25 protein-coding genes are annotated in these 26,559 nt (G+C 60.9%); 8 read left to right on the top strand and 17 right to left on the bottom strand.

The genetic code is table 11. The annotated features are described in order from the left end of the window. Nucleotide 1: 1 nt before the first annotated feature. Complete coding sequence (rocD, locus tag QDY28_RS18280) at nt 2-1,204, top strand: ornithine--oxo-acid transaminase (protein WP_331383082.1); 1,203 nt, start codon at nt 2-4, stop codon at nt 1,202-1,204. Nucleotides 1,205-1,338: 134 nt separating this feature from the next. Then, nucleotides 1,339-1,818 (top strand): chemotaxis protein CheW, encoded by a 480-nt coding sequence (locus tag QDY28_RS18275; RefSeq protein ID WP_331383081.1) that lies wholly within the window; start codon nt 1,339-1,341, stop codon nt 1,816-1,818. A 113-nt stretch (nt 1,819-1,931) separates the two neighbouring features. On the opposite strand, the gene QDY28_RS18270 is transcribed toward QDY28_RS18275, so the two are convergent. The 10 genes from QDY28_RS18270 to QDY28_RS18225 all read right to left on the bottom strand — a co-directional run bounded on the left by QDY28_RS18270 (nt 1,932) and on the right by QDY28_RS18225 (nt 12,626). Continuing rightward, nucleotides 1,932-3,590, bottom strand: a complete 1,659-nt coding sequence (locus QDY28_RS18270; RefSeq protein ID WP_331383080.1) for an OFA family MFS transporter — start codon at nt 3,588-3,590, stop codon at nt 1,932-1,934. Between the two features lie 119 nt (nt 3,591-3,709). Further along, the gene (locus tag QDY28_RS18265) at nt 3,710-3,967 is read right to left on the bottom strand and encodes a formate dehydrogenase subunit delta (protein ID WP_331383079.1); all 258 of its coding nucleotides are present in this window, start codon (nt 3,965-3,967) and stop codon (nt 3,710-3,712) included. After that, nucleotides 3,957-4,784 carry a formate dehydrogenase accessory sulfurtransferase FdhD gene (gene fdhD, locus QDY28_RS18260; protein WP_331383078.1) on the bottom strand — a complete coding sequence of 276 codons (828 nt, stop codon included), beginning with the start codon at nt 4,782-4,784 and terminating at the stop codon, nt 3,957-3,959. Before fdhD ends, QDY28_RS18265 begins: the two co-directional genes overlap by 11 nt. 187 nt (nt 4,785-4,971) lie before the next feature. Then, nucleotides 4,972-7,851, bottom strand: a complete 2,880-nt coding sequence (gene fdhF, locus QDY28_RS18255; protein WP_331383077.1) for a formate dehydrogenase subunit alpha — start codon at nt 7,849-7,851, stop codon at nt 4,972-4,974. A gap of 5 nt (nt 7,852-7,856) precedes the next feature. After that, nucleotides 7,857-9,413 (bottom strand): formate dehydrogenase beta subunit, encoded by a 1,557-nt coding sequence (locus QDY28_RS18250; protein WP_331383076.1) that lies wholly within the window; start codon nt 9,411-9,413, stop codon nt 7,857-7,859. Next, nucleotides 9,410-9,889 carry a formate dehydrogenase subunit gamma gene (locus QDY28_RS18245; RefSeq protein ID WP_331383075.1) on the bottom strand — a complete coding sequence of 160 codons (480 nt, stop codon included), beginning with the start codon at nt 9,887-9,889 and terminating at the stop codon, nt 9,410-9,412. The genes QDY28_RS18250 and QDY28_RS18245 overlap by 4 nt, the downstream gene beginning before the upstream one ends. Before the next feature lie 117 nt (nt 9,890-10,006). Continuing rightward, nucleotides 10,007-10,900, bottom strand: a complete 894-nt coding sequence (locus QDY28_RS18240; RefSeq protein ID WP_331383074.1) for a LysR family transcriptional regulator — start codon at nt 10,898-10,900, stop codon at nt 10,007-10,009. Nucleotides 10,901-11,013: 113 nt separating this feature from the next. After that, nucleotides 11,014-11,229 carry a hypothetical protein gene (locus QDY28_RS18235; protein ID WP_331383073.1) on the bottom strand — a complete coding sequence of 72 codons (216 nt, stop codon included), beginning with the start codon at nt 11,227-11,229 and terminating at the stop codon, nt 11,014-11,016. Nucleotides 11,230-11,413: 184 nt separating this feature from the next. Next, nucleotides 11,414-11,752, bottom strand: coding sequence for an ArsR/SmtB family transcription factor (locus QDY28_RS18230; protein WP_331383072.1), 339 nt, complete (start codon nt 11,750-11,752; stop codon nt 11,414-11,416). Nucleotides 11,753-11,855: 103 nt separating this feature from the next. Beyond that, entirely contained in the window at nt 11,856-12,626 is a 771-nt protein-coding gene (locus QDY28_RS18225; RefSeq protein ID WP_331383071.1) for an SDR family NAD(P)-dependent oxidoreductase, read from the bottom strand. 98 nt (nt 12,627-12,724) lie between these two features. On the opposite strand from QDY28_RS18225, the gene QDY28_RS18220 reads away from it, so the two are divergent. From QDY28_RS18220 to QDY28_RS18210, 3 genes are all read left to right on the top strand, one after another. Next, nucleotides 12,725-13,498 (top strand): DeoR/GlpR family DNA-binding transcription regulator, encoded by a 774-nt coding sequence (locus QDY28_RS18220; RefSeq protein ID WP_331383070.1) that lies wholly within the window; start codon nt 12,725-12,727, stop codon nt 13,496-13,498. A gap of 118 nt (nt 13,499-13,616) precedes the next feature. Continuing rightward, nucleotides 13,617-15,128 (top strand): glycerol-3-phosphate dehydrogenase, encoded by a 1,512-nt coding sequence (glpD, locus tag QDY28_RS18215; protein ID WP_331383069.1) that lies wholly within the window; start codon nt 13,617-13,619, stop codon nt 15,126-15,128. 116 nt (nt 15,129-15,244) lie between these two features. Beyond that, nucleotides 15,245-16,222, top strand: a complete 978-nt coding sequence (locus tag QDY28_RS18210; protein WP_331383068.1) for a squalene cyclase — start codon at nt 15,245-15,247, stop codon at nt 16,220-16,222. A gap of 12 nt (nt 16,223-16,234) precedes the next feature. Here QDY28_RS18210 and soxR read toward each other — a convergent pair whose 3' ends face one another. Then, nucleotides 16,235-16,693 (bottom strand): redox-sensitive transcriptional activator SoxR, encoded by a 459-nt coding sequence (gene soxR / locus QDY28_RS18205; protein WP_331383067.1) that lies wholly within the window; start codon nt 16,691-16,693, stop codon nt 16,235-16,237. A gap of 74 nt (nt 16,694-16,767) precedes the next feature. Between soxR and QDY28_RS18200 the strand changes: the two genes are divergently transcribed. Further along, nucleotides 16,768-17,343 carry an NADPH-dependent FMN reductase gene (locus tag QDY28_RS18200; protein WP_331383066.1) on the top strand — a complete coding sequence of 192 codons (576 nt, stop codon included), beginning with the start codon at nt 16,768-16,770 and terminating at the stop codon, nt 17,341-17,343. Nucleotides 17,344-17,533: 190 nt separating this feature from the next. Beyond that, nucleotides 17,534-18,784, top strand: a complete 1,251-nt coding sequence (locus QDY28_RS18195; RefSeq protein ID WP_331383065.1) for an acyltransferase family protein — start codon at nt 17,534-17,536, stop codon at nt 18,782-18,784. Between the two features lie 45 nt (nt 18,785-18,829). Here QDY28_RS18195 and QDY28_RS18190 read toward each other — a convergent pair whose 3' ends face one another. From QDY28_RS18190 to QDY28_RS18180, 3 genes are read right to left on the bottom strand one after another with little or no spacing between them, the layout of a single operon-like run. Next, on the bottom strand, nt 18,830-19,951 hold the full coding sequence (locus QDY28_RS18190; RefSeq protein WP_331383064.1) for a mandelate racemase/muconate lactonizing enzyme family protein: 1,122 nt from the start codon (nt 19,949-19,951) through the stop codon (nt 18,830-18,832). Between the two features lie 21 nt (nt 19,952-19,972). Beyond that, complete coding sequence (locus QDY28_RS18185; RefSeq protein ID WP_331383063.1) at nt 19,973-21,472, bottom strand: aldehyde dehydrogenase; 1,500 nt, start codon at nt 21,470-21,472, stop codon at nt 19,973-19,975. 1 nt (nt 21,473) lies between these two features. Continuing rightward, complete coding sequence (locus tag QDY28_RS18180) at nt 21,474-22,619, bottom strand: iron-containing alcohol dehydrogenase (protein WP_331383062.1); 1,146 nt, start codon at nt 22,617-22,619, stop codon at nt 21,474-21,476. A gap of 118 nt (nt 22,620-22,737) precedes the next feature. Between QDY28_RS18180 and QDY28_RS18175 the strand changes: the two genes are divergently transcribed. After that, nucleotides 22,738-23,643, top strand: a complete 906-nt coding sequence (locus tag QDY28_RS18175) for a LysR substrate-binding domain-containing protein (RefSeq protein ID WP_331383061.1) — start codon at nt 22,738-22,740, stop codon at nt 23,641-23,643. Nucleotides 23,644-23,713: 70 nt separating this feature from the next. On the opposite strand, the gene QDY28_RS18170 is transcribed toward QDY28_RS18175, so the two are convergent. The 3 genes from QDY28_RS18170 to QDY28_RS18160 form a co-directional block, all read right to left on the bottom strand. Continuing rightward, a complete protein-coding gene (locus tag QDY28_RS18170; RefSeq protein ID WP_331383060.1) occupies nt 23,714-24,121 on the bottom strand; it encodes a F0F1 ATP synthase subunit epsilon in 408 nt (135 codons plus the stop codon). Nucleotides 24,122-24,195: 74 nt separating this feature from the next. Next, a complete protein-coding gene (gene atpD / locus QDY28_RS18165; protein WP_331383059.1) occupies nt 24,196-25,626 on the bottom strand; it encodes a F0F1 ATP synthase subunit beta in 1,431 nt (476 codons plus the stop codon). A 23-nt stretch (nt 25,627-25,649) separates the two neighbouring features. Then, nucleotides 25,650-26,534: a F0F1 ATP synthase subunit gamma gene (locus QDY28_RS18160; protein WP_331383058.1), complete on the bottom strand. Its 885-nt coding sequence runs from the start codon at nt 26,532-26,534 to the stop codon at nt 25,650-25,652. Nucleotides 26,535-26,559: the final 25 nt, after the last annotated feature.

Here is a 26,559-nt window from a genome sequence, read left to right as displayed (position 1 = left end):
TATGAGCGATTCAAGCGATCTCATTGCCACCGAACAGCGCCTCGGCGCCCATAATTACAAGCCGCTCGATGTCGTGCTGACCCGCGGCGAAGGCGTCCATGTCTGGGATACCGACGGCAAGCGCTATCTCGATTGCCTCTCCGCCTATTCGGCGATCAACCAGGGCCATTGCCATCCGAAGATCCGCGAGGCGATGATCGAGCAGGCCGGCAAGCTGACGCTCACCTCCCGCGCCTTCCGCAATGACCAGCTCGCCTATCTCTATGAGGAGCTGGCGGCGCTGACCGGCTCGCATAAGATCCTGCCGATGAACTCCGGCGCCGAAGCCGTCGAGACGGCGATCAAGGCCGTGCGCAAATGGGGCTATGAGGTGAAGGGCGTTCCGGAAAACCAGGCCGAGATCATCGTCTGCTCCAACAATTTCCACGGCCGGACGCTCAGCATCATCAGCTTCTCGACCGATCCGGATGCCCGCACCGGCTTCGGCCCCTATACGCCGGGCTTCCGCACCGTCCCCTTCGGCGATGCCGACGCCTTCGCGGCGGCGATCAATAAAAACACCGTCGCGGCGCTGATCGAGCCGATCCAGGGCGAGGCCGGGGTCATCATTCCCGCGCCCGGCTATTTCACCCGCGTGCGCGAACTCTGCACCGCCAACAACGTCACCCTCATTCTCGATGAGATCCAGACGGGCCTCGGCCGCACCGGGAAGCTGCTCGCTGAAGAGCACGAGGGCATCGAAGCCGACGTGACGCTGATCGGCAAGGCCCTGTCGGGCGGCTTCTATCCTGTCTCCGCCGTGCTTTCCAATTCCGAAGTGCTCGGCGTCTTAAAGCCTGGCCAGCATGGTTCCACCTTCGGCGGCAATCCGCTGGCCTGCGCCGTCGCCCGCGCCGCACTGCGTGTCCTGACCGAAGAGGGCATGATCGAGAACGCTGCCGTCATGGGCAACTATTTCCTCGAAGGCTTGCGCTCGATCCGCTCCAACATCGTCAAGGACGTGCGCGGCCGCGGTCTGATGATGGCGGTGGAGCTGGTGCCGGAAGCCGGCGGGGCGCGGCAATATTGCTATCAGCTCAAGGATCTCGGACTGCTCGCCAAGGATACGCATGACCACACGATCCGCCTTGCGCCTCCGCTGGTCATCACCCGCGACCAGGTCGATTGGGCGCTGGAACAGCTCGACAAGGTTCTGGCCCAATAAGCCAGCCCTCGGAGAGAGAGCTCAACTATATCCCGCCGAAATCCTTTCTGCGGTTTAGGTTTGAGCAACATTCTTGCGCTATCGTCCTGATAGCGCGCCAGATTTGGCGCCATGCTTCAATGGGAAGGATGTTCATGGCCACGATCAATTCCACCAGCTTCAGCGGCGACACTTTGGAGATCATTGCTTTCCGGCTTCATGATCAGGAGTTCTGCGTCAAGACCACCACGATCCGCGAAATCCGCGGCTGGGCGCCGTCGACGCCGATCCCACATTCGCCGGCCGATGTCATCGGCGTCATGAATCTTCGCGGATCGGTCATTCCGATCATCGACCTCGCCTATAAGCTCGGCATGAAGAGCACGGTCGCGAATGAACGCAGCGCCATCGTCGTCGCCGAAGTCCACAACATGGTCATCGGCATGCTGGTCGACCGCGTCTCCGACATTCTGACAATCTCCTCGAGCCAGGTTCAGCCGGTCCCCGAAGTCACCGCCTCCTTCGACCGCGCCTATTGCGAAGGCATCATCGCCACCGAAAGCGGCATGATCTGCTTCCTCAACCTCGCCAAGATGTTCAAGGAAAACGAAGCGGACGAACTCGTCGCCGCCTGAAGCGGCTCCAGGAAACGCGCTTAGCGATTTTCCGCCCGGAATTGTCCAAAGAACAAAGATAAAGCCGCCCGGTTTTCCGAGGCGGCTTTATTCATGCCATCAATATGTCTGGGTCAGCCAAACAGCGCGTATGTGCTCTTGATCGTCACCCAGACGCCCCAAAGCAGCGGGATGCCGACGATCGCCCAGGCGATCAACGCCTTCGCGTCGAGGCCGCCCGTGCCAATGCCGAAGGAGCCCGTCGGGCCGGCATTGGCCGCAGCGCTTTTTGCCTGCAGAGCCGCAACCTCGTCATCCGACATGAACCATCTGTTCGAAAGCGGCTTCACCAGCGCATTGGCGATGAGGCCAAGCGCCAGCATACCGGCGAGGATATACATGGTGAAGGTGTAAAGCTGCGCCCCTTCGACGCCAGCCGCCTTCTGCGCCTCGCGGATATAATTGACCACCACCGGGCCGATGATGCCGGCTGTCGCCCAGGCGGTCAGCAACCGGCCATGGATGGCACCGACGAACTGCGTGCCGAAGATATCGGCGAGATAGGCCGGGATGGTGGAGAAACCGCCGCCATACATCGACAGGATGATGCAGAGGGCGCCGACGAACAGCACCTTGCTGTGAATGCCCGCCGCCCAGGGAGCAAGCGTATAAAGTGCGATGCCGAGGACGAAGAAGCAATAATAGGTGTTCTTGCGGCCGATCTTGTCGGAGAGCGACGCCCAGAAGAAGCGCCCGCCGATATTGAAGAGCGACAGCAGGCCGGCAAAGCCGGCAGCGATCGCAGCCACGGCCGCCACCTGGTCCTTGCTGAGAGCAGCGAACGTCACATCCGGCAGACCGATCAGCGCACCGCCGAAAATTTCCTGCAGCATCGGCGACGCCATGCCGATCACGCCGATGCCGGCCGAGACGTTGAGGCACAGCACCGCCCAGATCAGCCAGAACTGCTTGGTCTTATGGGCATCGCGCAAATGCACGTGCTTGGTCGTGATCATCGTGCTCTTGGCGACGGGCGGCGTCCAACCTTCCGGACGCCAGCCGGCCGGCGGCAGGCGATAGCCGAAAGCGCCGCCCATCATGAAGACGAAATAGATCGCCGCCATGACGATGAATGTCTGCCAGACTCCGACCGAGCCGTCGCCGCGGAAGCTGGTCATCAGCAGGTTGGCGAGCGGCGCGCCGATCATCGCTCCGCCGCCAAAGCCCATGATCGCCATGCCCGTCGCCATGCCGCGCCGGTCGGGAAACCATTTGATCAGCGTCGACACCGGCGAGATATAGCCCAGACCGAGACCTACGCCGCCGACGATGCCGGCGCCCATCCACATCAGCCAGAGCTGATGGAAGATGACGCCGATTGCGGCAATCAGAATGCCGCCGCACCAGCAGCAGGCCGAGACGACGCCCGCTTTGCGCGGCCCGACCCGCTCCAGCCAACCGCCCCAGATGGCAGCCGAAGAACCGAGCAGCACGAAGAACAACGTATAGATCCAGCCAAGATCGCTGACGCGCCAGTCACAAGTAGTGGTGACGAGGGCAGAAAGAAGATTGAGACTGGTGCATTCGGCCGGCGGCGGCGATATGCCCAGCGCTTTCGACAATGGCAGCCAGAAGACGCTGAAGCCGTAAGCCATGCCGATGCAAAGATGGATCGCCAAGGCTGCCGGTGGCACCAGCCATCGGTTGAAGCCGGGCTTGGCGATAATGCGCTCGCGATCGAGCAAACCTGATGTTACTGTTTCTCTTGAAATATCTGTTTCCGCAGTCGTCATGAACAACTCCTCCTTGATTCAGAGACTTGGGATTTATAATTATTCTACTTTAAAGTGTATAGGTAGGCAGACTCCTCCTCTCCTCTTTCTTATTACTAATTCCTAATACTAAGGCTGCATCAGTTTTGCTTAACTGGCTCCGGCCTGTGGATCAAGGCGGCCGCCTCCAGCACTAGGGGATCCAGCCCGCTGTTTCCATTATCAATTATTTCGAAAAACTGCCGCCGCATCCGCGGATCCCAGAATTTATTGATATGCGTTGCAACGCCCTGCACCGCCTCATTGGCCGGCTGCGTTTTGAAGAAAGTGGCGATCTGGTTCGCCATATAGACGAGCTTGGCTGACGTTTTGCCGTGGGGTGTTTCGTCAGGCGACATCGGCGATGCTCCCTGGAGTAATGCGCTGCGGATGGGTGAAAATCTCGAAATCGTCGCCGCGCACCAGTGCCACCAGGGTCATGCCGGCCTCATCGGCGGTGCGGATGGCGAGTGCCGTCGGAGCAGAAATGGCAACAAGGACGGAGCTTCCCAATATTGCAGCCTTCTGCACCATCTCGACGGAAAGACGGCTCGTGACGGCAACGACGCCCTCGGAGCCCTTGTGGCCGGAACGGATGACGGCGCCGCAGAGCTTATCCAAGGCGTTGTGGCGCCCGACATCCTCCCGCACGGCGATCAATCCCTTGCCCGGAACAAAAAAGCCCGCCCCATGCACGGCGCGGGTCTCGCGGTTCAACAACTGCCCATCGCTCAAAAGAGCGACCGCTTTGACAATATCTCCATGCGAGACCGTCAGCCCGACCGTCGAAACATCCGGCACCTTGCGCACCGCCTGCTCGATCGATTCGATGCCGCAGAGCCCGCAGCCGACCGGCCCCGCCATATGCCGCCGCCGGGCACGCAATGCATCCGCAGCATCATCGACCAAGGTGATCTGCACATCGATCCCCTGCTCGTCCTCGATCGGCTCGACTGCGGCAATCTGATCGATATTGGTGATGATGCCCTCGGTCAGACTGAATCCAACCGCAAAATCGTTGATGTCGGCAGGCGTTCCCATCATCACCGCATGCGAGGAGCCGCCATAGGAAAAAGCGATCGGCACCTCTTCCGGTACGATGCGCGTTCCGGAGCGGACGATGCCATTACGGCGCACGGTCTCAGTGGCTGTGGTGGTGGGTTTGAAGCGGGTCATGCGGGTGCCCTCCCTTCTCCCCCTCTGGGAGAAGGTGGCGCGAAGCGTCGGATGAGGGGGGCGAGGAGCGATAGTTCCGAGCGTTCTGAGCGCAAGCGAAGGACAGTTCCGCCCGCGCGGAAAGCCCTTCTCATCCGCCCTTCGGGCACCTTCTCCCCGAGGGGAGAAGGGATCGGCCCATCCATTCTCACTCAGCCGCCTCCAGCTTCCCGGCAATCCGGCGAGATTGCCGCGCCTGCTCATCATAGTCCATCTGCCATTGCGACGGGCCGTTGGAAGGCGAGACCTGCACCGCCGTCACCTTGTATTCCGGGCAGTTCGTTGCCCAGTCGGTGTAGTCGGTGGTGATGACGTTTGCCTGCGTGTTCGGATGGTGGAAGGTCGTATAGACGACGCCCGGGGCAACGCGGTCGGTAATCAGCGCCCTCAGCGTCGTGTCGCCGGAGCGGCTGGCAAGCTTGATCCAGTCGCCATCGCGGATGCCGCGCTGCTCTGCATCGTGCGGATGGATTTCCAAACGATCCTCCGCATGCCAGACGATATTCTCGGTACGCCGCGTCTGCGCGCCGACATTGTACTGGCTGAGAATGCGCCCGGTGGTGAGCAGCAGCGGGAAGCGCGGTCCGGTGCGCTCGTCGGTCGCCACATATTCGGTGCGGATGAACTTGCCCTTGCCGCGCACGAAGCCGTCGACATGCATGATCGGCGAGCCGAGCGGCGTCTTTTCATTGCAGGGCCACTGCACCGAGCCCATTTTGTCCAGATAGTCGTAGGAGACCAGAGCGAAGGTAGGCGTCGTCGCGGCGATCTCGTCCATGATCTCGGACGGATGCGAGTAGTTCCAGGCAAGCCCCATGGCCTGTGCCATCTTCTGCGTCACTTCCCAATCGGCATAGCCGTTGCGCGGGGTCATGACCTTGCGCACGCGGTTGATGCGGCGCTCGGCATTGGTGAAGGTGCCGTCCTTTTCCAGGAAGGTGGAGCCGGGCAGGAAGACATGCGCGTAGTTGGCCGTCTCGTTCAGGAAAAGATCGTGGACGACGACGCATTCCATCGCGGCAAGGCCGGCTGCGACATGCTTGGTATCCGGATCGGACTGCAGGATATCCTCGCCCTGGATGTAGATGCCCTTGAACGTGCCGTCGACGGCCGCATCGAGCATGTTCGGAATGCGAAGGCCAGGCTCGTTGTTAAGCTTCACGCCCCAGAGCTTTTCGAAGACCTCGCGCGTAGCGTCGTCCGAGATGTGGCGATAGCCTGTCAGTTCGTGCGGGAAGGAACCCATGTCGCACGAGCCCTGCACATTGTTCTGGCCGCGCAGCGGATTCACGCCGACGCCCGGACGGCCGATATTGCCGGTCGCCATGGCAAGATTGGCGATCGCCATGACCGTAGTCGAACCCTGGCTGTGCTCGGTGACGCCGAGGCCATAATAGATCGCGCCATTGCCGCCCTTGGCATAAAGACGCGCTGCGCCACGAACGAGATCGGCCGGAACGCCGGTGAATTTTTCCGTTTCTTCCGGGCTGTGCTGCGGCTCGGCGACGAAGGCGGCCCAGTCCTCGAACTCCGACCAGTCGCAACGTTCGCGAATAAACTTCTCGTCGAAAAGCCCTTCGGTGACGATGACATGGGCAAGCGCCGTCAGCATAGCGACATTGGTGCCGGGCTTAAGCGGCAGGTGATAGCTCGCCTCCACATGCGGCGTGCGCACCAGATCGATGCGGCGCGGATCGATGACGATAAGCTTGGCGCCCTGACGCAACCGCTTCTTCAGCCGCGAGCCGAAGACCGGATGGCCATCCGTCGGATTGGCGCCGATGACGATGACGACATCGGTATGTTCGACGCTGTCGAAATCCTGCGTGCCAGCCGAGGTGCCGAAGGCTTGGCCGAGACCGTAGCCGGTCGGCGAGTGGCAGACGCGGGCGCAGGTATCGACATTGTTGTTGCCGAAGCCGGCGCGCACCAGCTTCTGCACTAGGTAGGTCTCTTCATTGGTGCAGCGCGACGAGGTGATGCCGCCAACGGAGTCGCGGCCGTACTGATATTGCAGCCGCTTGAACTCGGTGGCGATATGGGCAAAGGCCTCGTCCCAGGTCACTTCGCGCCAAGGGTCGGTGATCTTTTCACGGACCATCGGATTGAGGATGCGATCCTTGTGAGTTGAATAGCCATAGGCGAAGCGGCCCTTGACGCAGGAATGACCGCGATTGGCCTGGCCGTCCTTCCACGGCACCATGCGGACCACTTCCTCGCCGCGCATTTCCGCCTTGAAGGAGCAGCCGACGCCGCAATAGGCGCAGGTGGTGACAACAGAATGTTCCGGCTGACCGATCGATATTACCGATTTCTCGGTCAGCGTCGCGGTCGGGCAGGCCTGCACGCAGGCACCGCAGGAGACGCATTCGCTATCGATGAAATTCTCGTGAATGCCGGCCGAGACGCGCGAGTCGAAACCACGGCCCTCGATGGTCAGCGCAAAGGTGCCCTGCACTTCCTCACAGGCGCGCACGCAGCGGGAGCAGACGATGCACTTCGCGGGATCAAAGGTGAAATAGGGATTGGACTCGTCCTTCGGCGCCCATTTCAGATTGATTTCGCCGTTGTTGCGCGCCTTGACGTGGTTGTCGCCCTCATAGCCATAGCGCACATCGCGCAGGCCGACAGCACCAGCCATGTCCTGCAATTCGCAATCGCCATTGGCAGCGCAGGTCAGACAGTCCAGCGGATGATCCGAAATATAGAGTTCCATCACGCCGCGGCGGATGTCCTTCAGTCGGCCCGTCTGCGTATGCACGACGATACCGGGCGCCACCGGCGTGGTGCACGAGGCTGGCGTACCATTGCGCCCTTCGATCTCGACGAGGCAGAGTCGGCAGGAGCCGAAGGCATCCATCATATCGGTGGCGCAGAGCTTCGGCACCTCAATGCCGGCTTCCATCGAGGCGCGCATGATCGACGTGCCTTCCGGCACCGTAATCTGGCGCCCGTCGATGGTGAGCGTCACCATGGTTTCGGATTGGGAGGCGGGTGTGCCGTAGTCGATTTCGTGAACGAGGGACATGGATCTTACTCCGCCGCTTCAATCAAGGGAGCCGGAGAAAAGTCCTCCGGGAAATGGGTCATCGCGCTCATGACAGGATAGGGCGTGAAACCGCCGAGTGCGCAGAGCGAGCCGAACTTCATCGTGTTGCAGAGATCGGCAAGCAAGGCGCGGTTCTTCTCTGGTTCGATGCCGCGCGCGATGTTATCGGCCGTTTCTACGCCGCGGATCGAGCCGATACGGCAGGGCGTGCACTTGCCGCAGCTTTCGACCGCACAGAATTCCATCGCAAAACGTGCCTGTTTCAGCATATCGGCGGTATCATCGAAAACGACGATGCCGGCGTGACCGATCAGACCATCCTTGGCCGCAAAGGCCTCGTAGTCGAACGGCGTATCGAACAGGGCACGCGGGAAATAAGCGCCCAGCGGCCCGCCGACCTGCACCGCCTTCACCGGCCGGCCAGTCCTCGTGCCACCGCCGATCCCGTCGACGATATCGCCGAGCGACAGGCCGAAGGCGGTCTCATAAAGGCCAGCATATTTGACGTTGCCGGCGATCTGGAGAGGAATCGTGCCGCGCGAACGGCCCATGCCGAAATCACGATAAAAGGCTGCGCCCTTGTCCATGATGACGGGAACGGAGGCGAGCGAGATGACGTTGTTGATGACGGTCGGGCAGTCGAACAGACCCTTGTGCGCCGGCAACGGCGGCTTGGCGCGCACGACGCCGCGCTTGCCTTCCAGGCTGTTGAGCAGCGATGTCTCTTCGCCGCAGACATAGGCGCCCGCGCCGGTGCGGATCTCCATGTCGAAAGCCTTGCCGGAACCAAGCACCGAAGCGCCGAGGATGCCGGCCTTGCGCGCGATTTCAACCGCCTCGGTCATTGCGGCGATCGCATGCGGATATTCCGAGCGCGTGTAGACGAAGCCCTTGGTCGCGCCGGTTGCGAGGCCGGCAATCGCCATGCCCTCGATCAGCACGAAGGGATCGCCCTCCATGATCATGCGGTCGGCGAAGGTGCCGCTATCGCCTTCGTCGGCATTGCAGACGATGTATTTGCGTGTCCCCGGCGCGTCGAGCACGGTCTTCCATTTGATGCCGGTCGGAAAGCCCGCACCGCCGCGGCCGCGCAGGCCTGAGTCGGTCACTTCTTTCACGATGTCGGCCGCAGCTATGCCGGCGGCACGACGCAGGCCCTTGAGGCCGCCATGGGCTTCATAGTCCTGCAGAGAAAGAGGATCCGTGACGCCGCAACGAGCGAAGGTGAGACGGGTCTGTTCCTTAAGGAATGGAAGGTTTTCGACCTCCCCGAGACAGAGCGGATGAGCGCCGCCTGCAATCAGCCCGGCATCGAAGATACCAGCCACATCCTTGGCCTTCACCGGCCCGTAACCGATGCGCTTGCCGTCAACCTCGACCTCGACGAGGGGCTCCAGCCAGAACATGCCGCGCGAGCCGTTGCGCACGATCTGCGCATCAAGGCCGCGGCTAGCAATCTCCTGCGCCACCGCGTTGGCCACCTTCTCGGCACCTAGGGAAAGAGCAGCGGCGTCGCGGGGAACGTAAATCTTTACCGTCATCGGCGCGCCTCCATCACGAGATCTTCGACAGCCTCATCGTCCAGGCGACCATGAAGCTCGCCATCCAGCATCGCCGACGGCGCACAGGCGCAGAGGCCGAGACAGTAGACCGGCTCCAGCGTCACGCTGCCGTCGAGCGTCGTCTGGTGGAAATCGATGCCAAGCAATTGTTTGACCCGCTCGGCGAACCGGTCGCCGCCCATCGATTGACAGGCTTCGGCGCGACAGAGCTTCAGCACATGGCGGCCGGCGGGATGATCGCGGTAGTCATGATAGAAGGTCATCACGCCATGCACTTCGGCGCGCGACAAATTGAGTGCCTGGGCGATCAGTGGCAGCGTATCCTGCGGCACATACCCGAACTCCTCCTGGATCCCATGCAGGATCGGCAGGAGCGGACCTTCCATCGACTTCATGCGCTCGATGATGACGCCGGCGCGGGCCGCGATCTCGCCCGAACCAAGATGCAAACTCATAAGCAGCCTCCCAGGCTTCTCCTCTGACACGCGCAACGCATGGCCAATGAAATAAAAATCGCAGGGAAGAACAGAGGGATCAATAACGCAGTCTCGTCAATCGATAGAAAAATTCTATCAATCTTTGCCACTTTCAGCAAGCAATCTCGCCTCGTGCAACAAAGCGGAGACGAGCGGCGTGAATGGCTCACGATGGGTCGCAACCAGGCCGACGAGATGTTCCGCATCCGGCTCCGTAATGGGGATTTTGTGAATATCGGCCGGGAAGCCGAAGGAATCGGCAATATTCTTCGGCATAATGCTAGCCCAGCGACCGGTCTGGACATGGGCAAACAGGACGATCATCGAATTGGACTCCAGCGTCGGCTGCGCCGTAGCGCCCGCTTCGGCCAAATGTCGGTTGATGATCCGCCGGTTCTGCATGTCGGCCGTCAATAGACAAAGCCGAAGATGGCCGACTTCCTTCCAGGTCACGCTTGCACGCTCCGCCAAAGGGCTGCCCGCGGCGGTAATCAGATGATAGCGCTCGGCGTAAAGCGGCACGCTGGTGACGCGGCCGAGCGGCTCATTTTCCAGATAGGTGATGCCGGCATCGATCTCGAGGTTTTCGAGCAGGCTCAACACCTGCAGTGAATTGCGCGAGGTGATGGAGAAGGTGACGTCGGGATGCCGCTCCTGAAACGGCGCCGTGATTTTCGGCACCATGGCGAGCGCCGTCGGAATGGCGGCGATGCGGATGTGGCCGGCAAGCCCCTTGCGAGCCGCCCGCATTTCCTCGCGCATGGTTCTGGTGTCGCCGACGATGCGACGGGCCCACTCCAGCACCCGCTGACCCTCCGGCGTCAAACCCTGAAAACGCGAGCCACGGCTGACGAGCATGACGCCGAGCTGATCCTCCAACTGCCTGATCGCCGCCGACAATGTCGGCTGCGTCACGCCGCATTCCTCCGCGGCACGGCCGAAATGCTTCTGGTTGGCAAGCGCGATGAAGAATTCCAGCTTGTCGATCATTTAACTCTCCTGAACACGAGAGTTAAACGGGCCAGCCGATCAGCGCAATATTGGAAACGGGAGCGCGGCGTGGGATAGAGATCCGCCTAAGGCTGCGCCTCTGCGGAAATTCCCTAGAGACCTGCCTCGCCGCCGGCAGATGGACGTTCGATGAGAGCGGGAGGAACGAGCGGTATCGCACGCTCTTCGGCAGAGGCTGCATGTCTCGCACGGGCCGTTTTCTTCAGAAGCCTGGCAAATTCGCTCAACGACACGCGATCAGCGCGCAGCATCTGCCGGATCATCGGATCTCGCAGAACTTCCGACATCGTCATCTCATTATTCTGCACGGACCTATCCTCCTTTTATGTCTTGAAGGAGTATTAGCGTCCCTGCATAACATTGTCGTGTCAGTCAGTTGACGATACGATGATGAATTGAAGGCCAAACCGAGGCTTCAGGAATTTCCGAGCTTGTCGCCGCCGTTCAAGTCGATCCGAAGGGCATGGCACGATCGGCCGGATGTGAGGACTATCAGCAATCGCCCATGCAAAAGATCTGCTGCAGCGAATTGACCACGGCGCAGATTTCGGAACTGGCGACGGCATAATAGACGAGCCGACCTTCACGGCGGGTGTCGACCAGCTTTTCCAGCCGCAACCGCGCCAGATGCTGCGAGACCACCGCCTGTTGCAGGCCGAGAAGCTCCTCGATCTCCGTCACGGTCTTCTCGCGCTTGGCCAGCATGAAGAGGATGCTCAGCCGCGTCTCGTGCGACAGAGCTTTCAGCAGAACGCTCGCCCTTCGAGCGTTTGCAGTCAGTTCCTCGACATTATGCTCGGCAGCACCGCCAGGCGGTGGAGACAACGACATAGGATAGCCTCTAGTGATAAACTCACATAGAGATATGGTTATAATGTTATGAGTCGATATGCTGGCTCAAAAAGTCGCAGAACACCAAAAAAGGTCCGATTTATCAGCAGATAAGCTGTCCGCCATTGATCTCGATGACCTGCCCCGTGATGTAGCCGGAGAGCGTCGGCGCGGCGAGGAAGAGATAGGCGGGCGCGCAATCCTCCGCTGTGCCCAGACGCTGCAGCGGGATCGATCGGCGGGTCTGTTCGAGCTTTTCCTTCGACGAATAACGCTCGTGAAAATCGGTGGCGATGGTCCCCGGCGATACGCAATTCACCCGGATACCGTCCGGCGCCAGCTCCCGCGCCAAAGCCTTCGAATAGGTAGCGACGAAGGCTTTGGAGGCCGAATAGATCGCCGAGCCCGGACTGCCTCCTGTCAAGGCTGAGATCGAAACCGTATTGACGATTGCCGCCTGTCCCGCCGCCCGCAATAGCGGCAATAGCGCCCTTGTCACCTCGACGACGGAGGTCTGGTTGAGCTGAACAATCCGGTCATACCACTCGTCGGTCAATTCGCCGGCCGGAAAGCGGCCAATCATGGTTCCCGCATTGTTGACGAGCACATCGACGCGGTCGAACACGTCAGCAGCCGCAAGAGCAAAGTCCCTCGTGCCGCTTTCACTGGTGAAATCAGCGGGAACGAGAAAGGCGCGGCGATCGAGCTCGGCCTCCAGCAGGAAATCCGGCAGCTCGCGGCCGGGGTCGCGGCCGACATGGACGAGAACGCGCGCGCTGCAATCGAGAAACTGCCGCGCCACCTCCAGCCCGATGCCACGGCCGGCGCCGGTAACCACGACATTGCGATTTTCGAATAGCTTCGGATGAAACACCACGACCTCCCCAAATTGCAGATTCCGCGCGTCGGCAATTGCGGAATTTTCACTTTATCATATGATGACGAAAAAACGAAAGAAAGGGAGCGTCGACAATGTTCCTATCCGGACGCCAGACGGAAATTCTGGAGATCGCCAAGGCTGAGGGGCGCGTGCTGGTGGAGGAACTGGCGCTCCGCTTTTCCGTGACGCCGCAAACGATCCGCAAGGATCTGAACGACCTTTGCGACGGCCGCGTTCTATCGCGCGTCCACGGCGGCGCGATCTTTCCCGGCGGCACGGAAAACGTCAAATACGAAGCGCGCCGCTCCATCGCCGCCCCCGAAAAGCAGGCGATCGGCCGCGCCGCCGCCGGCCTCATCCCCAACAACACCTCCCTTTTCATCAATATCGGCACCACGACGGAAGCGGTCGGAGAGGCCCTTCTCGGCCACCACGAACTAATGGTCATTACCAACAACATCAACGTTGCCAATAAGTTGCGCATTTTCCCGTCGATCGAGGTGGTCATTGCCGGCGGCGTCGTGCGCGGCTCGGACGGCGGCATTGTCGGGGAAGCGGCGGTCGACTTCATCAAGCAATTCAAGGTGGACTACGCCATCATCGGCACCTCGGCCGTCGATGCCGATGGCGCGCTTCTGGATTTCGATTTCCGCGAAGTGAAAGTGGCGCAGGCGATCATTGCCAACGCCCGCCATGTCATCCTCGTGGCCGACAGCACCAAGTTCGAACGCACCGCCCCCGTGCGCATCGGCCATCTCTCGCAAGTCCACACCTTCGTTACCGACGAATGTCGCGTCGAGTCCGTCCGCGCCGCCGCGGCCGAACACGGCGTGCGCCTGCTGGAAACCTCCCGCCGCCAGAATTGACCCCTCTCATCGCTTTCGTCACGAAACGTTCGTTTGACATTCGGATTGATTTCGTTTTAGATGAATCAATTTTCGGATTTTCCGTTTCTCGGAATGGAAAACCTTTTCGGAGGGGCGGGTGAGCGAGCAGATTTACGACATTTTCGTTATCGGCGGCGGCATCAACGGCTGCGGCATCGCTCGTGACGCTGCCGGACGCGGCTATAAAGTGGCTCTTGCGGAAATGAATGATTTCGCTTCCGGCACTTCGTCCGGAGCCACCAAGCTCATCCATGGCGGCTTGCGCTATCTCGAACACTACGAATTCCGCCTCGTGCGCGAGTCGCTGATGGAGCGTGAAGTGCTCTGGGCGATGGCGCCGCACATCATCTGGCCGATGCGTTTCGTGCTGCCCTATCACAAGGGCGGGATCCGCCCGGCCTGGCTCATCCGCCTCGGCCTCTTCCTCTATGATCATCTCGGCGGCCGCAAGCTGCTGCCGCCGACAGCGACGCTCGACATGAAGAAAGACCCGGCGGGCAAACCGCTGAAGGCGCTGTTCACCAAGGCCTTCGAATATTCCGACGGCTGGGTGGACGACGCGCGCATGGTCGTGCTCAACGCCCGCGATGCGGCCGACCGCGGCGCAACGATCATGCCGCGAACCAAGGTCACCTTCGCCCGCCGTGAAGGCGCCGCCTGGACGATCGAAACGCAGGACACCGTCACCGGCGAGAAACGCGCGTTCCAGTCGCGCATGCTCGTCAACGCCGCCGGTCCCTGGGTCGACCATGTTCTGTCCGATGCGTTCGGCAAGAACCAAGTGCACAATGTCCGCCTGGTGCAGGGCAGCCATATTATCGTCCGCAAGAAGTTCGACGATCCCCGCGCCTATTTCTTCCAGAATCCGGATAACCGCATCATCTTCGCCATCCCCTACGAACAGGATTTCACCCTAATCGGCACGACGGACCGCGACTACAAGGACGATCCGAAGGATGTCAAGATTTCTGACGAGGAAACCACCTACCTCTGCAATGCCGCCAGCGAATATTTCAAGGAGCCGGTGCGCCGCGAGGATATCGTCTGGACCTATTCCGCCGTACGCCCGCTCTATGACGACGGCGCCTCGAAGGCGCAGGAAGCAACGCGCGATTACGTGCTGAAGGTCGAAGGCGCCGAAGGTCAGGCGCCGTTGCTGAACGTCTTCGGCGGCAAGCTCACCACGTATCGCCGCTTAAGCGAACATGCGCTGGAAAAGATCGGCGAGGTCATCGGTCTTAAAGGTACGCCATGGACGGGCAAGAGCTCCTTGCCCGGCGGTGACTTCCCGGTTCGCGGCTATGAGGCCGAAGTCACCAAGCTGAAGGCGCGCTATCCTTTCCTCGCCGACCCGCATGCCCGCCGGCTGGTGCGCCGGTATGGCACCCGCGCCGCCATGCTCCTTGGAGAGGCGAAGACCACGGCCGATCTCGGCCGCCACTTCGGCAGTGATCTTTATGAGGCTGAAGTCCGCTATCTTATGGCGCATGAATGGGCCTATACCGCCGCCGACGTCCTTTGGCGCCGTTCGAAGAAGGGCCTCTATCTTTCGAAGGATGAAGCCGCCGCGCTGGATGATTACATGGCCGGCACGCGCGTTCATGCTTGAATAGGTGGGCAAGCGAAGAGACCAGCCGGATTTCTCGCAAGCGCATCGGGCTGGCGTAGGCCCGCGGAAGCCGTTAAAAGAGAGTTATCGCCCAGATTGCTGATAGGCTCGCCTCCATGACCGACTCCAGCGCGGTGATCGAATGGCTTCTCGACTCCGATCCATCGATCCGATGGCAGGTGATGCGCGACCTGCTTGAGGCCCCGGAAGCGGCATGGCGGGCAGAGCGGGCCAAGGTGGAAAGCGAGGGCTGGGGCGCCAGACTTCTCTCTTGCCAGGACGCGGACGGGCAATGGGCAGGCGGCGCCTTCTTGCCGCGCGATTTCGATCGCAGCGAGTGGCGGGAGCGCGGTCAGCCCTGGACGGCCACGACCTTTTCCCTGTCGCAGCTTCGGGAGTTTGGCCTCGATCCATCATCGGATCGGGCAAAACGGACGGTCGACCTGATCGGCGCCAATTCACGCTGGGAAGAAGGCGGCCAACCCTTCTGGGACGGCGAAGTCGAGGAGTGTATCAACGGCCGGACGGTTGCCGATGGCGCCTATTTCGGGGCAGACATCTCACCCATTGTTCGCAGGCTGGTGAGCGAATGTCTCGAAGACGGCGGCTGGAACTGTGAAAGAGCCAACGGTTCGGTCCGCTCATCCTTCGCCAGCACCATCAATGTGCTGGAGGGACTTCTGGAATATGAGAAGGCTACCGGGGGAACGCCTGACTCCCGAGAGGCGCGCAGATCGGGCGAAGAATATCTCCTGCAGCGCAACCTGTTCCGCCGTCTCGGTACCGGCGAACCCGCAGACGAGCGATTTCTCCGCTTCGTGCATCCCAATCGGTGGCGCTACGACATTTTGCGTGCGCTCGACTACTTCCGCTTTGCCGCCATACTGACCGGCGCTGATCCGGATCCGCGACTTGGCGAGGCGATCGACCATGTTCATTCCAGACGCCTGGAGAACGGCACATGGCCGCTGGACTGGAGCCCGGCGGGACGCGCGTGGTTCGACGTCGATGACGGGGAGGGCAAGCCTTCGCGGTGGATCACGTTGCGGGCGATGCGAGTGCTCAAATGGTGGGAGAATTGTGCGTTCAAATGAACGCACGGCAGTCTAGGGATCCAGCAGACGCGGCCCAGGCCCTTCTTTTGCCAGCTCATCCCAGGGATTGCGCAGAGGACAGCTCTGCATCGAGAGGCAGCCGCAGCCGATACAGCCGTCGAGCTTATCCCGCAAACCCTGCAGCCGCCTGATCCTGTTATCGAGATCATCCTTCCATTGCGCAGAAAGCGCCCGCCAATCGGCGCCTGTCGGCGTCCGGCTTTGCGGCAGCGTATCGAGTGCCGCCTGAATCTCCGCAAGCGGAATGCCCACACGCTGTGCCACCTTGATGACCGCCACCCGGCGCAAGACCTCGCGGGCATAACGCCGCTGGTTGCCACGGCTGCGATGGCTCTCGATCAGCCCTTTCGTCTCGTAGAAATGCAGCGCCGAAACCGCAACGCCGCTGCGCGCTGCCACCTCGCCCACCGTCAGCAATTTGGAAAATTCATCGGATTCGATTTTTCCCATAATGAGCTCTTGACCTCAACTTTACTTGAGGTTCTATAGCTCCTGCTCCGAAGCGCGTAAAGCAGGAGCAACGCATGACAGAACCAACCCGTCTGGCAATTCTCTACGGCAGCACCCGCAAGGGCCGACTATGTGACCGCGTGGTCAATTGGGTCGTCCGCGAACTGGCGAACTATCCGCTGATCGACATCGACATTATCGATCCGCTCGAATTCGGCCTCCCCGTCCTCCACGATAGGGAGCATCCGGCGGTCGCGGCCCTTGCCGAGCGGCTCTCCGAGGCCGATGCCTACATCGTCGTCACGCCGGAATACAATCACAGCTTCACCGCCTCGCTAAAATTCGTGCTCGATCTCGTTTACGAGCCATGGCAGGGCAAGCCGGTCGCCTTCGTCTCCTATGGCGGCATTTCCGGCGGGCTTCGCGCCGTCGAACAGTTGCGGCTGGTCTTTGCCGAGCTGCATGCCGTCACGGTGCGCGACACCGTCAGCTTCGCCAATCCATGGGGCCGGTTCGCCGAAGATGGCGCTCTCGAAAACCCGATCGAAGCCCGTCGAGCGCTGGTGCAGATGATGGCGCGGCTGAATTGGTGGAGCGCGGCCTTGAAACCAGCCCGGACAACGCGCCCCTATCGTTCCATCGCCGCCTGATCGCCTTCAGCAATATTCGAATCCGGTCTTTCGTTTCTGGCAGGTACGGAAGAGCGGTTTGACGCCCGGACCTGGCGTTTCAGGTTCGGGCGTCTGTTGTGCACTCAGAAGTTTACCTTGCCGGAACGCCGTACTTGCCGAAGTCGCCTCGATGACCTAACCCAAGGCAGGCAGTTTCGGCGGGACGGGGATGGAGAACGAGAAGCGTCTGGGAGGAGCGGATTTCATGCGGGCCGTCGCATGTCTGATGGTGCTCGTTCACCATCTCGCGCTTCGAATGAATTTCAACAAAATTCCTCCGGCTTTGGACCTAACCTTCATATTGGCACGCTTCGGCAATCACGGCGTCACGGTCTTTTTCGTTCTCAGCGGCTTTCTTCTCTCGCGTCCCTTTTGGCTGGCCCTCGATAGAGCCCAGCCGTTGCCGTCTTTAAAGATCTACGCTATGCGGCGCGCTGCCCGCATCCTGCCTGGCTTCTGGTTTGCCCTGACGGTCGGCTTCGTGCTCAGTTTCACGATCTATGGGTTTCCGCTCGATGGAGAGCTGATCGGCAGCTATATCGCCGGCGTCTTCCTGATGAGCCAATGGCACTGGCGCACCTTTTTTCCGGTGCAGGGTGACGGGCCATTGTGGTCGATCCCCTTCGAAACGACCTGCTATGTGCTTTTGCCGATCGGCTTTCTGCTGCTGTTGTATGCGGTGCCGAGATCACGCTCCGTTCTCGTCAGCCGCCTGCTCTGGATCGGCATCATCGCCGTCTCACTGGTCGGCCATTGGCTGGTGGTTACCTATCTGCCGACGGACACCGTCGGGCGGGGATGGGAATATGGCTTTCAGGGTGGCGCCAAGGAATGGATGCCACGCTTCAATCCCATCGGCTTCTTCGCAATATTTGCGATCGGGATGCTGACAGCCGGGATCCAGACCATCCTGCCGGCTCGCCGCTCGGCAGTCTACGATATCATCGGGGCACTCGCGATCGTCATGGGCGCATGGCAGTTGCCGCAGTCCATCGGTGGCGCATCGGAAGGCTATGCCTGGCTTGGCATTCCCTACCAATTCCCGCTGCTTCCCCTGGCGGCCGCTGTCGCGCTTGCCACGCTTCCGCAATCGCTGCTGCTGGCAAAGCTGCTCGACAATCGTCTCAGCCGTTATGTCGCCACCGTCTCCTTCGGCGTCTATATCTGGCAGGATATCGTGCTGACGCTGGCGACCACGCTTTTCCCTTGGACCTTCGGCACCGGCTCAAATGACGTGCTCGGCGGCTGGATCACATCGAGCCTCGTCGCAACCGTCATTGTCTTCGCGATCGGAACTGCCAGCTATTTCTTCCTGGAACGCCCGGTCATTCGCTGGGCCCGAACGCGCGAGCAGACGGCGCGCACATCATCCATGTCCGAGAAAAAAGCCGTCCAACGGAGACCGTTGGGCGGCAAATAAGGTGGGAAACGAAACCCGACCGGGGAGAGGCCGAGCATCATCATGTCAGATGCGGGTGGCTTTTAGACGTTCTTCATCGAGAACAACGCCGAGGCCGGGAGAAAGCCCCAAATCCAGCCAACCCTCATCGTGCTTAAGCGGCATCGCCATCGGATAGTCACGACGGGCCTCGCTCCATTCCGGATTGTCGTACGGATATTCGAGCCAAGGCGCATCGCCGACACCCGCGGTCAAATGCGCGTTCGCCAGCACACCGATACCATTCGTCCATGAGTGCGGCGTAAATTGGACACCCGCCTCCCGCGCCTGGTAGACCAGCCGCCGGCAGCCGCTAATGCCGCCGACCAGCGCCACATCCGGCTGGATGACATCGAAGGCGCGCTCTTCGATGATGTCCCGGAATTCGTAGAGCTCGCGCGTCATCTCGCCGCCGGCTATGCGGACCGAAGTCGCCTGTTTCAGCTCCTTCATGCCCTTGCGGTCCGAACGGTGCAGCGGCTCTTCCATCCAGTATATTCCGAGCCGCTCCAGCTCTTTGGCAACCGCCAGCGCATCCTTGAAGGTCCACGGCAATGTCGTATCCCAGGGCATGCGCCAACCCTGGTTACAGTCGACCATCAGCTCCAGCTTGGTGCCGACGCGGGCTCGAATCGCCTCCAGGGCCTTTACATCGTCCCGCCAACTGCCGCGTCCGCCCGCCGACGAAGAGAAGCGCACCTTCATCGCCGGAAAGCCTTCTTCCAGATAGCGTTCCGCCTGCTCGGCCATCGAAGCCGGCTCACGCAGCACGCCGGAGGAGGCATAGAGCCGCACACGACTGGCGCGACCGCCGAGCATCCGCCAAACCGGCTCGCCGGTAATCTTGCCGGAGAGATCCCACAGCGCCAGGTCCATCGGCCAGCAGCGGCCATAATGGAAATTGATATGCGAGAGGACCTCGTAGTGGCGCTCCAGATGCCGCGGATCCTCGCCGATGAACAGGTCCTCGTGCCCATCGAAGCCCTTCATCAGGTCGCCGGAACCGATGCCATCGCGGCCCTCATCATCCCGAACACGGACGATCGTCGCATCGAAATGCCGGCGCGGCCGTCCGTCCCAGCTAGCCTTGAACGGCGGATCGAGCGGCAGGCGGTGATGGGTGATCTCAATGGAAACGATCTTGCTCATGGTCGTGCCTCCCCGCAAACCTCAACCGAACTGCTGCCAAATGGTCTTGTAGTCGCAATATTTATCGATCGCATGCACCGAGCGGTCGCGGCCGAAACCGGATTGCTTGAAGCCGCCGAAAGGCGTCGCGAAATTCGACATATCGTAGGTGTTGATCCACACGGTGCCTGCATGGATCGCCTCGGAAAAGCGGTGAGCGCGGTCCATGTCCTTGGTGAAGACGGCGCCGGCAAGGCCATAGATCGTATCGTTGGCGATCTTGAGCGCCTCCTCCTCGGTATCGAAGGGAATGGCGGCGAGCACCGGCCCAAAAATCTCCTGCCGCGCCAGGCTCATATCGTTGGTCATATCGACTAATACGCCGGGCGAGACATAATAGCCGCCGGTCTCGCTCAGCACCCGCTCGGCGCCGAAGGCTCGTCGAGCCCCCTCCTTCTCCCCGGCCGCAATCATGGAAAGCACCTTGTTCATATGCTCCTCCTCGATCAGCGCGCCGATCTGCGCCGAGGGATCGAGCGGATGCTTGAGCGTGATATCGGAGCCGGTCACCGCCTCGATCTTCTCGATCAGCTTGTCCTGAATCGAACGCTGTACGATGAGCCGCGTCGAAGCATGGCAGGTCTCGCCGGAATTGTAGAAGCAGCCCCAGGCCGCCGCGCTCGCCGCCGCATCAAGATCGGCGTCTTCGAAGACGACCAACGGCGACTTGCCGCCGAGTTCGAGCGCCACGCGCTTGACGTTGGATTGCGCCGCGTAACCCATGATCAGCTTGCCGACCTCGGTCGAGCCGGTAAACGCGATCATGTCGACGTCCATGTGCAATGCCAGCGGCTTGCCGGTTTCTTCGCCGTAGCCGGTGACGACATTGAAGACGCCAGCGGGCAGGCCGGCTTCAAAGGCAAGTTCGGCGAGGCGGATGGCCGAGAGCGACGATTGTTCCGCCGGCTTCAGCACCACGGAATTACCGGCAGCAATCGCCGGTCCGAGCTTCCAGGCATCGATGATCATCGGATAGTTCCACGGCGTAATCGCGCCCACAACGCCGATCGGCACCTTGCGCACCAGCGCCCGGGCATTCGGCCCCGTCGGCGCGATCTCGTCATACATTTTGTCGATCATCTCGCCATAGAACTGGATGCAGTCGGCGCAGAGGCGGACATCGACGGTGAGCGACGCCATGACCGGCTTGCCGACATCAAGCGTTTCCAGCATGGCGAGTTCTTCGCCATGGGCGCGGATCAGCTCGGCCCATTTCAAGATGATCCTCTTCTTTTCCAGCGGCTCCTTCTTGCGCCAGACGCCGCTTTCGAAAGCGGCACGCGCAGAGGCGACGGCGGCATCGATATCGGCGGCATTGCCGCGAGCGAGCTCTGCGCCGGGCTTGCCATCCATCGGACGGATGCGGGTGAAGGTCTCGCCCGATGCGGCAGCGCGATGGGCGCCGTTGATGAAATGACGCCCTTCGGGCTTGAGGCCGGAAAGAACGCTTTCCCAATAATCGCGCGTAAAATTTTTGCTCATCTCAGATTCCTTTCGGCAGCGCCATGACGGCGGCGGCAAAGCGGTCGATATCGGCGTCCGTCACATCGCGGATCGCCGAGCGCCGCATGGGCTGGTTTTCGATCGCACGCATCTCACGCGCGAGATCGGAAGCATCGAACGGCTTGAAGGCAGCAGGAAGCGAGCGCGTAATTCCACAGCGGTCCATCCAGCTCGAAACGAAGGCAGGAAGCTGCGTGGCATTGTCGACACCGCATGCCTTGGCCGCGGCATTGATATCAGCCGAATCCGCCTCGACAAGCCATGCAAGCGTCGCTTCAAAGCCGAGCGCCGTCGCAAGCCCATGGTGCACCGGCGCAAGACCCGCCAGCGCATGGCTGATATTATGGGCAATCGCCGTACCGCAATTGTCGATGGCGATGCCCCCAAAGCAGGAGCCGAGCAACACGTCGCCACGCGCCGCCATATCATCGGGCCGCTTGACCGCCGTTTCCAGGGCGCCGGTAATCAGCCGCAGCGCCTGATGGGCGTAGAATTGTGCGCCACGATGCGTGTTGCGGTTCGTCGCCGCCTCGAAGGCATGGATGAAGGCATCGAGGCCGCACCAGGCGGTGAGATTGGCGGGCAGCGTCTTCGTCAGCGCCGGATCGAGAATGACAAGATCGGCCTTGGTTTCCGGTCCCCAGATCCAGAGCTTCTTGCCTTCGGGCCCAGCGAAGATATTCGTCGCCGATGTCTCCGAGCCCGTGCCGGCGGTAGTGGGCACCATAATTTTCTTCAGGGAATTTTTCGGCAGCGGGTTGGCCGCGAGCGCGTAATGCATCGGGTCCTTGCCGGAAGCGATGCAGCAGGCGACGATCTTGCCGATATCGAGCGCCGAACCACCGCCGACGCCGATCACCATATCTGCGCCCTGCCCAACCTCGATCGCGGCATGGAGGTGCGCAAGCTTCGGCTCGCCGGAGAAATCGGAAAAAACCTGCGTCTTCACGCCTGCCTCGGCCAGCGCGCCGCTGATCTGCACCGCGAGGCCCGACTGTGCCAGGAAGGCGTCGATCACAAGCAGAACGACGCCGACGCCCTCGAAGGATTTGACCGCGGCGGGAAGGCTAGAGAGGACGCCCTCGCCGAAACGAATGTCTGGAATGGCGGATATGGAGAAGGACACGAAAAAATCCTCTTGCAAAAGCGGCTGAAAACGATGCCGCAATCCTGCATCACAATTTTAACTCTTCAAATCTGGCCATTTATCGGGAATATTGATGATCTGAAGTTATGGAGAGTCTATGCTCGAAAAGATTCCGCTGGAGGCCTTCCGCGTGTTCGATGCCGCAGCGCGGGCCATGAATTTTTCCCGCGCCGGCCGCGAACTAAACATCACGCAGGCTGCCGTCAGCCGCCGCATCAAAGGGCTGGAGGATCACCTTGGCGCGACGCTTTTTACGCGGCGCGGCCGAAATCTCGCGCTGACGCCGGATGGCGAGCGGCTGTTCCAGCGCGTGCGCGCCACGCTGGAATATCTCGAAGAAAGCCTGGAGCCGTTTCGAGCCGGCTCGGGCGAAATCATTTCAATCGCCGCCAGCGGCTCCGTCTCACATCTATGGCTCGGACAGCGGCTCAAGGATTTCGGCAAGGAGAGCCCTGGCATCTCCGTTCGTTTGCTGACGACGGACTCGCCCTCGGAACTCGCCTCGGAGACCAACGATCTCGTCATTCTTTATTCCACCGGCGAGCATCCGCGCTGGAATCTGACGCTATTGATGAAGGAAGTGCTGGTGCCGATCGCTTCGCCGGATTATCTGGCCAGCCGCGGTCTGGAGCCGCAGGCGCTGACATCAGCCGATATCGCCGGGCTGGATCTGATCGACTACGAGCGCTTCAACGCCCACTGGATCAGCTTCCGCCAATGGTTCAGCCGCATAGGCAATCCACCTAAGGGCAAATTGCCGCGACCGCGGCTGTCTTTCTCCACCTATATCATGGCAGTCGAAGCGGCATTGCGCGGCGAAGGCATCGCGCTTGGCAGCCTCGGCCTCATCGAAGAACACCTGCGATCCGGCGCACTGGTCGCGGTCGGCAAGGACCGGGTCGAAAGCGGCTTCGGTTATTATCTCGGCGCGCCCCGATTCCGCGCCCTGTCGCCGGAAGCGGGCCAGTTGCATCGGCATCTGCTGGGCGGCTATCAAGGCTGACACGGACCAAGCCGCGCAACAAAAAAGCGGCCCGAAGAGGCCGCTTTCGCTCGAAACCGAAAACTAGGTATCAATCTTGGCCGATAGCGCCGCGCAGACGCGTCATTTCCATGATGTAATGCTCAAGACGCGACTTGTGCTCATGATGTTCGACATTTTCGAGTTCGGCTTTGGCGATATCGATACGGCGCGTCAACTCGTCCTGCCGAAGATCTTCGACGGGAATTGCGGATTCGGCAAGCAGCGTGCAGCCCGTCGGCAGGATATCGGCGAAGCCGCCGAATACGACGTAGTCCTGTTTCTTGCCCGAAGCCGCATGCACCTTGATAACGCCCGGCTTGATCGAGGTCATCGTCGGCGCATGATGTGCCATGATGGTCATCTCGCCTTCGCTCGCGGGAATGACAACATCGACAACCTGCTCCGACAGAAGCAGACGCTCCGGAGACACCAGTTCGAAATTGAAATTGTCAGGCATGACCGGTCACTTCTCGATTGTCTTTATTCAAGGTAACGGCGCACCAAACTTCGCGCGCCGTTCGATTGACTCTATTAAGCAGCCAGCTTCTTGGCCTTTTCGACCGCTTCGTCGATCGAGCCGACCATGTAGAAAGCGGCTTCCGGCAGGTGGTCGTATTCGCCATTGACCAGGCCCTTGAAGCCCTTGATGGTGTCTTCGAGAGCGACGAGCTTGCCCGGCGAACCGGTGAAGACTTCTGCGACGAAGAACGGCTGCGACAGGAAACGCTCGATCTTGCGGGCGCGGGCAACGGCCAGCTTGTCTTCTTCCGACAGTTCGTCCATGCCGAGGATGGCGATGATGTCCTGCAGGGCCTTGTAGCGCTGCAGGGTCGACTGGACCTTACGAGCGACTTCATAGTGCTCTTCGCCGACGACCATCGGGTCGAGCATGCGCGAGGTGGAGTCGAGCGGGTCGACGGCCGGGTAGATGCCCTTTTCAGCGATCGAGCGCGACAGAACCGTCGTTGCGTCCAGGTGGGCGAACGAGGTTGCCGGCGCTGGGTCGGTCAAGTCGTCGGCAGGAACGTAAATAGCCTGAACCGAGGTGATCGAACCCGTCGTCGTCGTGGTGATGCGTTCCTGCATCTGGCCCATGTCGGTGGCGAGCGTCGGCTGATAGCCCACGGCCGAAGGAATACGGCCGAGCAGAGCCGACACTTCCGAGCCTGCCTGCGTGAAGCGGAAGATGTTGTCGACGAAGAACAGAACGTCCTGGCCTTCGTCGCGGAAGTTTTCAGCAACCGTCAGACCGGTCAGAGCGACGCGGGCGCGGGCACCCGGCGGTTCGTTCATCTGGCCATAGACGAGCGCAGCCTTCGAACCTTCGCCGCCACCATGCTTGTTGACGCCCGATTCGATCATTTCGTGATAGAGGTCGTTGCCTTCACGGGTACGTTCACCCACGCCTGCGAAAACCGAGTAACCACCGTGCGCCTTGGCGACGTTGTTGATCAGTTCCATGATGAGAACGGTCTTGCCGACGCCTGCGCCGCCGAAGAGGCCGATCTTGCCGCCCTTTGCATAGGGAGCGAGCAGGTCGACGACCTTGATGCCGGTGACGAGGATCTGGCCTTCCGTGGACTGCTCGACGTAGGACGGAGCATCCTGGTGAATGGCGCGCTTCTTGGAAGTGTTGAGCGGACCTGCTTCGTCGACCGGCTCGCCGATGACGTTCATGATGCGGCCCAGCGTCTCATGGCCGACCGGAACCGAGATCGGCGCGCCCGTGTCCGAAACCGACTGGCCGCGAACCAGGCCTTCGGTCGAGTCCATGGCGATCGTGCGAACCGAGTTTTCGCCCAGGTGCTGTGCGACTTCCAGAACAAGGCGGTTGCCGTTGTTGTCGGTTTCGAGAGCATTCAGGATCTTCGGCAGATCGCCATCGAAAGAAACGTCCACGACGGCGCCGATAACCTGCGTAACCTTGCCGACCGAAACTGCGGCCATAGCTGCGTCAGCCATATTCTTACCCTCTTTCCCTAACCTCAGAGCGCTTCCGCGCCCGAAATGATTTCAATCAATTCCTTGGTGATCTGTGCCTGGCGCTGACGGTTGTAGTTCAGCGTCAGCTTATTGATCATCTCACCAGCATTGCGCGTCGCATTGTCCATCGCGCTCATCTTGGCGCCCATCTCGCCGGCGACGTTTTCAAGCAACGCGCGGAAGATCTGGACGGAGATGTTACGCGGGATCAGGTCCGCGAGGATCGAAGCCGCATCCGGCTCGTATTCGTAAATGGCGCCCTGATGAGCGGCATCTTCTTCGACAGCGGCCGGAGTCGAAGCCGGGACGAGCTGCAGCGCGGTCGGCACTTGGCTGATCACCGACTTGAATTCGGAATAGAACAACGTGCAGACGTCAAACTCGCCGCCTTCGAACATTTCGATGACACGCTTGCCGATGGCGTCGGCATTGTCGAAGCCGATACGCTTGACGTCGCGCAGTTCCTTACGCTCCACGATGAGCGAAGCGTATTCGCGGCGCAGGATGTCATAGCCCTTCTTGCCGACCGTGAAGATCTTCACGGTCTTGCCTTCGGCCAGCAGCCTGCGCACGTGATCGCGGGCAAAACGTGCGATCTGCGAATTGAAACCGCCGCAAAGACCGCGTTCGGCCGTGCAGACGATGAGCAAATGCACATCGCTCTTGCCGGTGCCGGTCATCAGCGGCGGTGCACTGTCCGCATCGCTGACGGCAGCCGCAATATTGGCAAGAACGGCGCTCATGCGCTGCGAATAGGGCCGTGCGGCTTCGGCCGCCTCCTGGGCGCGCCGAAGCTTCGCCGCGGCGACCATTTTCATCGCCTTGGTGATCTTCTGCGTCGCCTTGACGGAGGCGATCCGGTTTTTCAGATCCTTAAGTGAAGGCATCCGGTATCCGTCCTAGAAGTGAGGC

This window comes from Rhizobium sp. BR 362 (genome assembly GCF_036528765.1).
GTDB lineage: Bacteria > Pseudomonadota > Alphaproteobacteria > Rhizobiales > Rhizobiaceae > Rhizobium.
The sequence above is the reverse complement of the archived record's forward strand: the minus strand, read 5'-3'. Positions and strand labels throughout refer to the sequence as shown.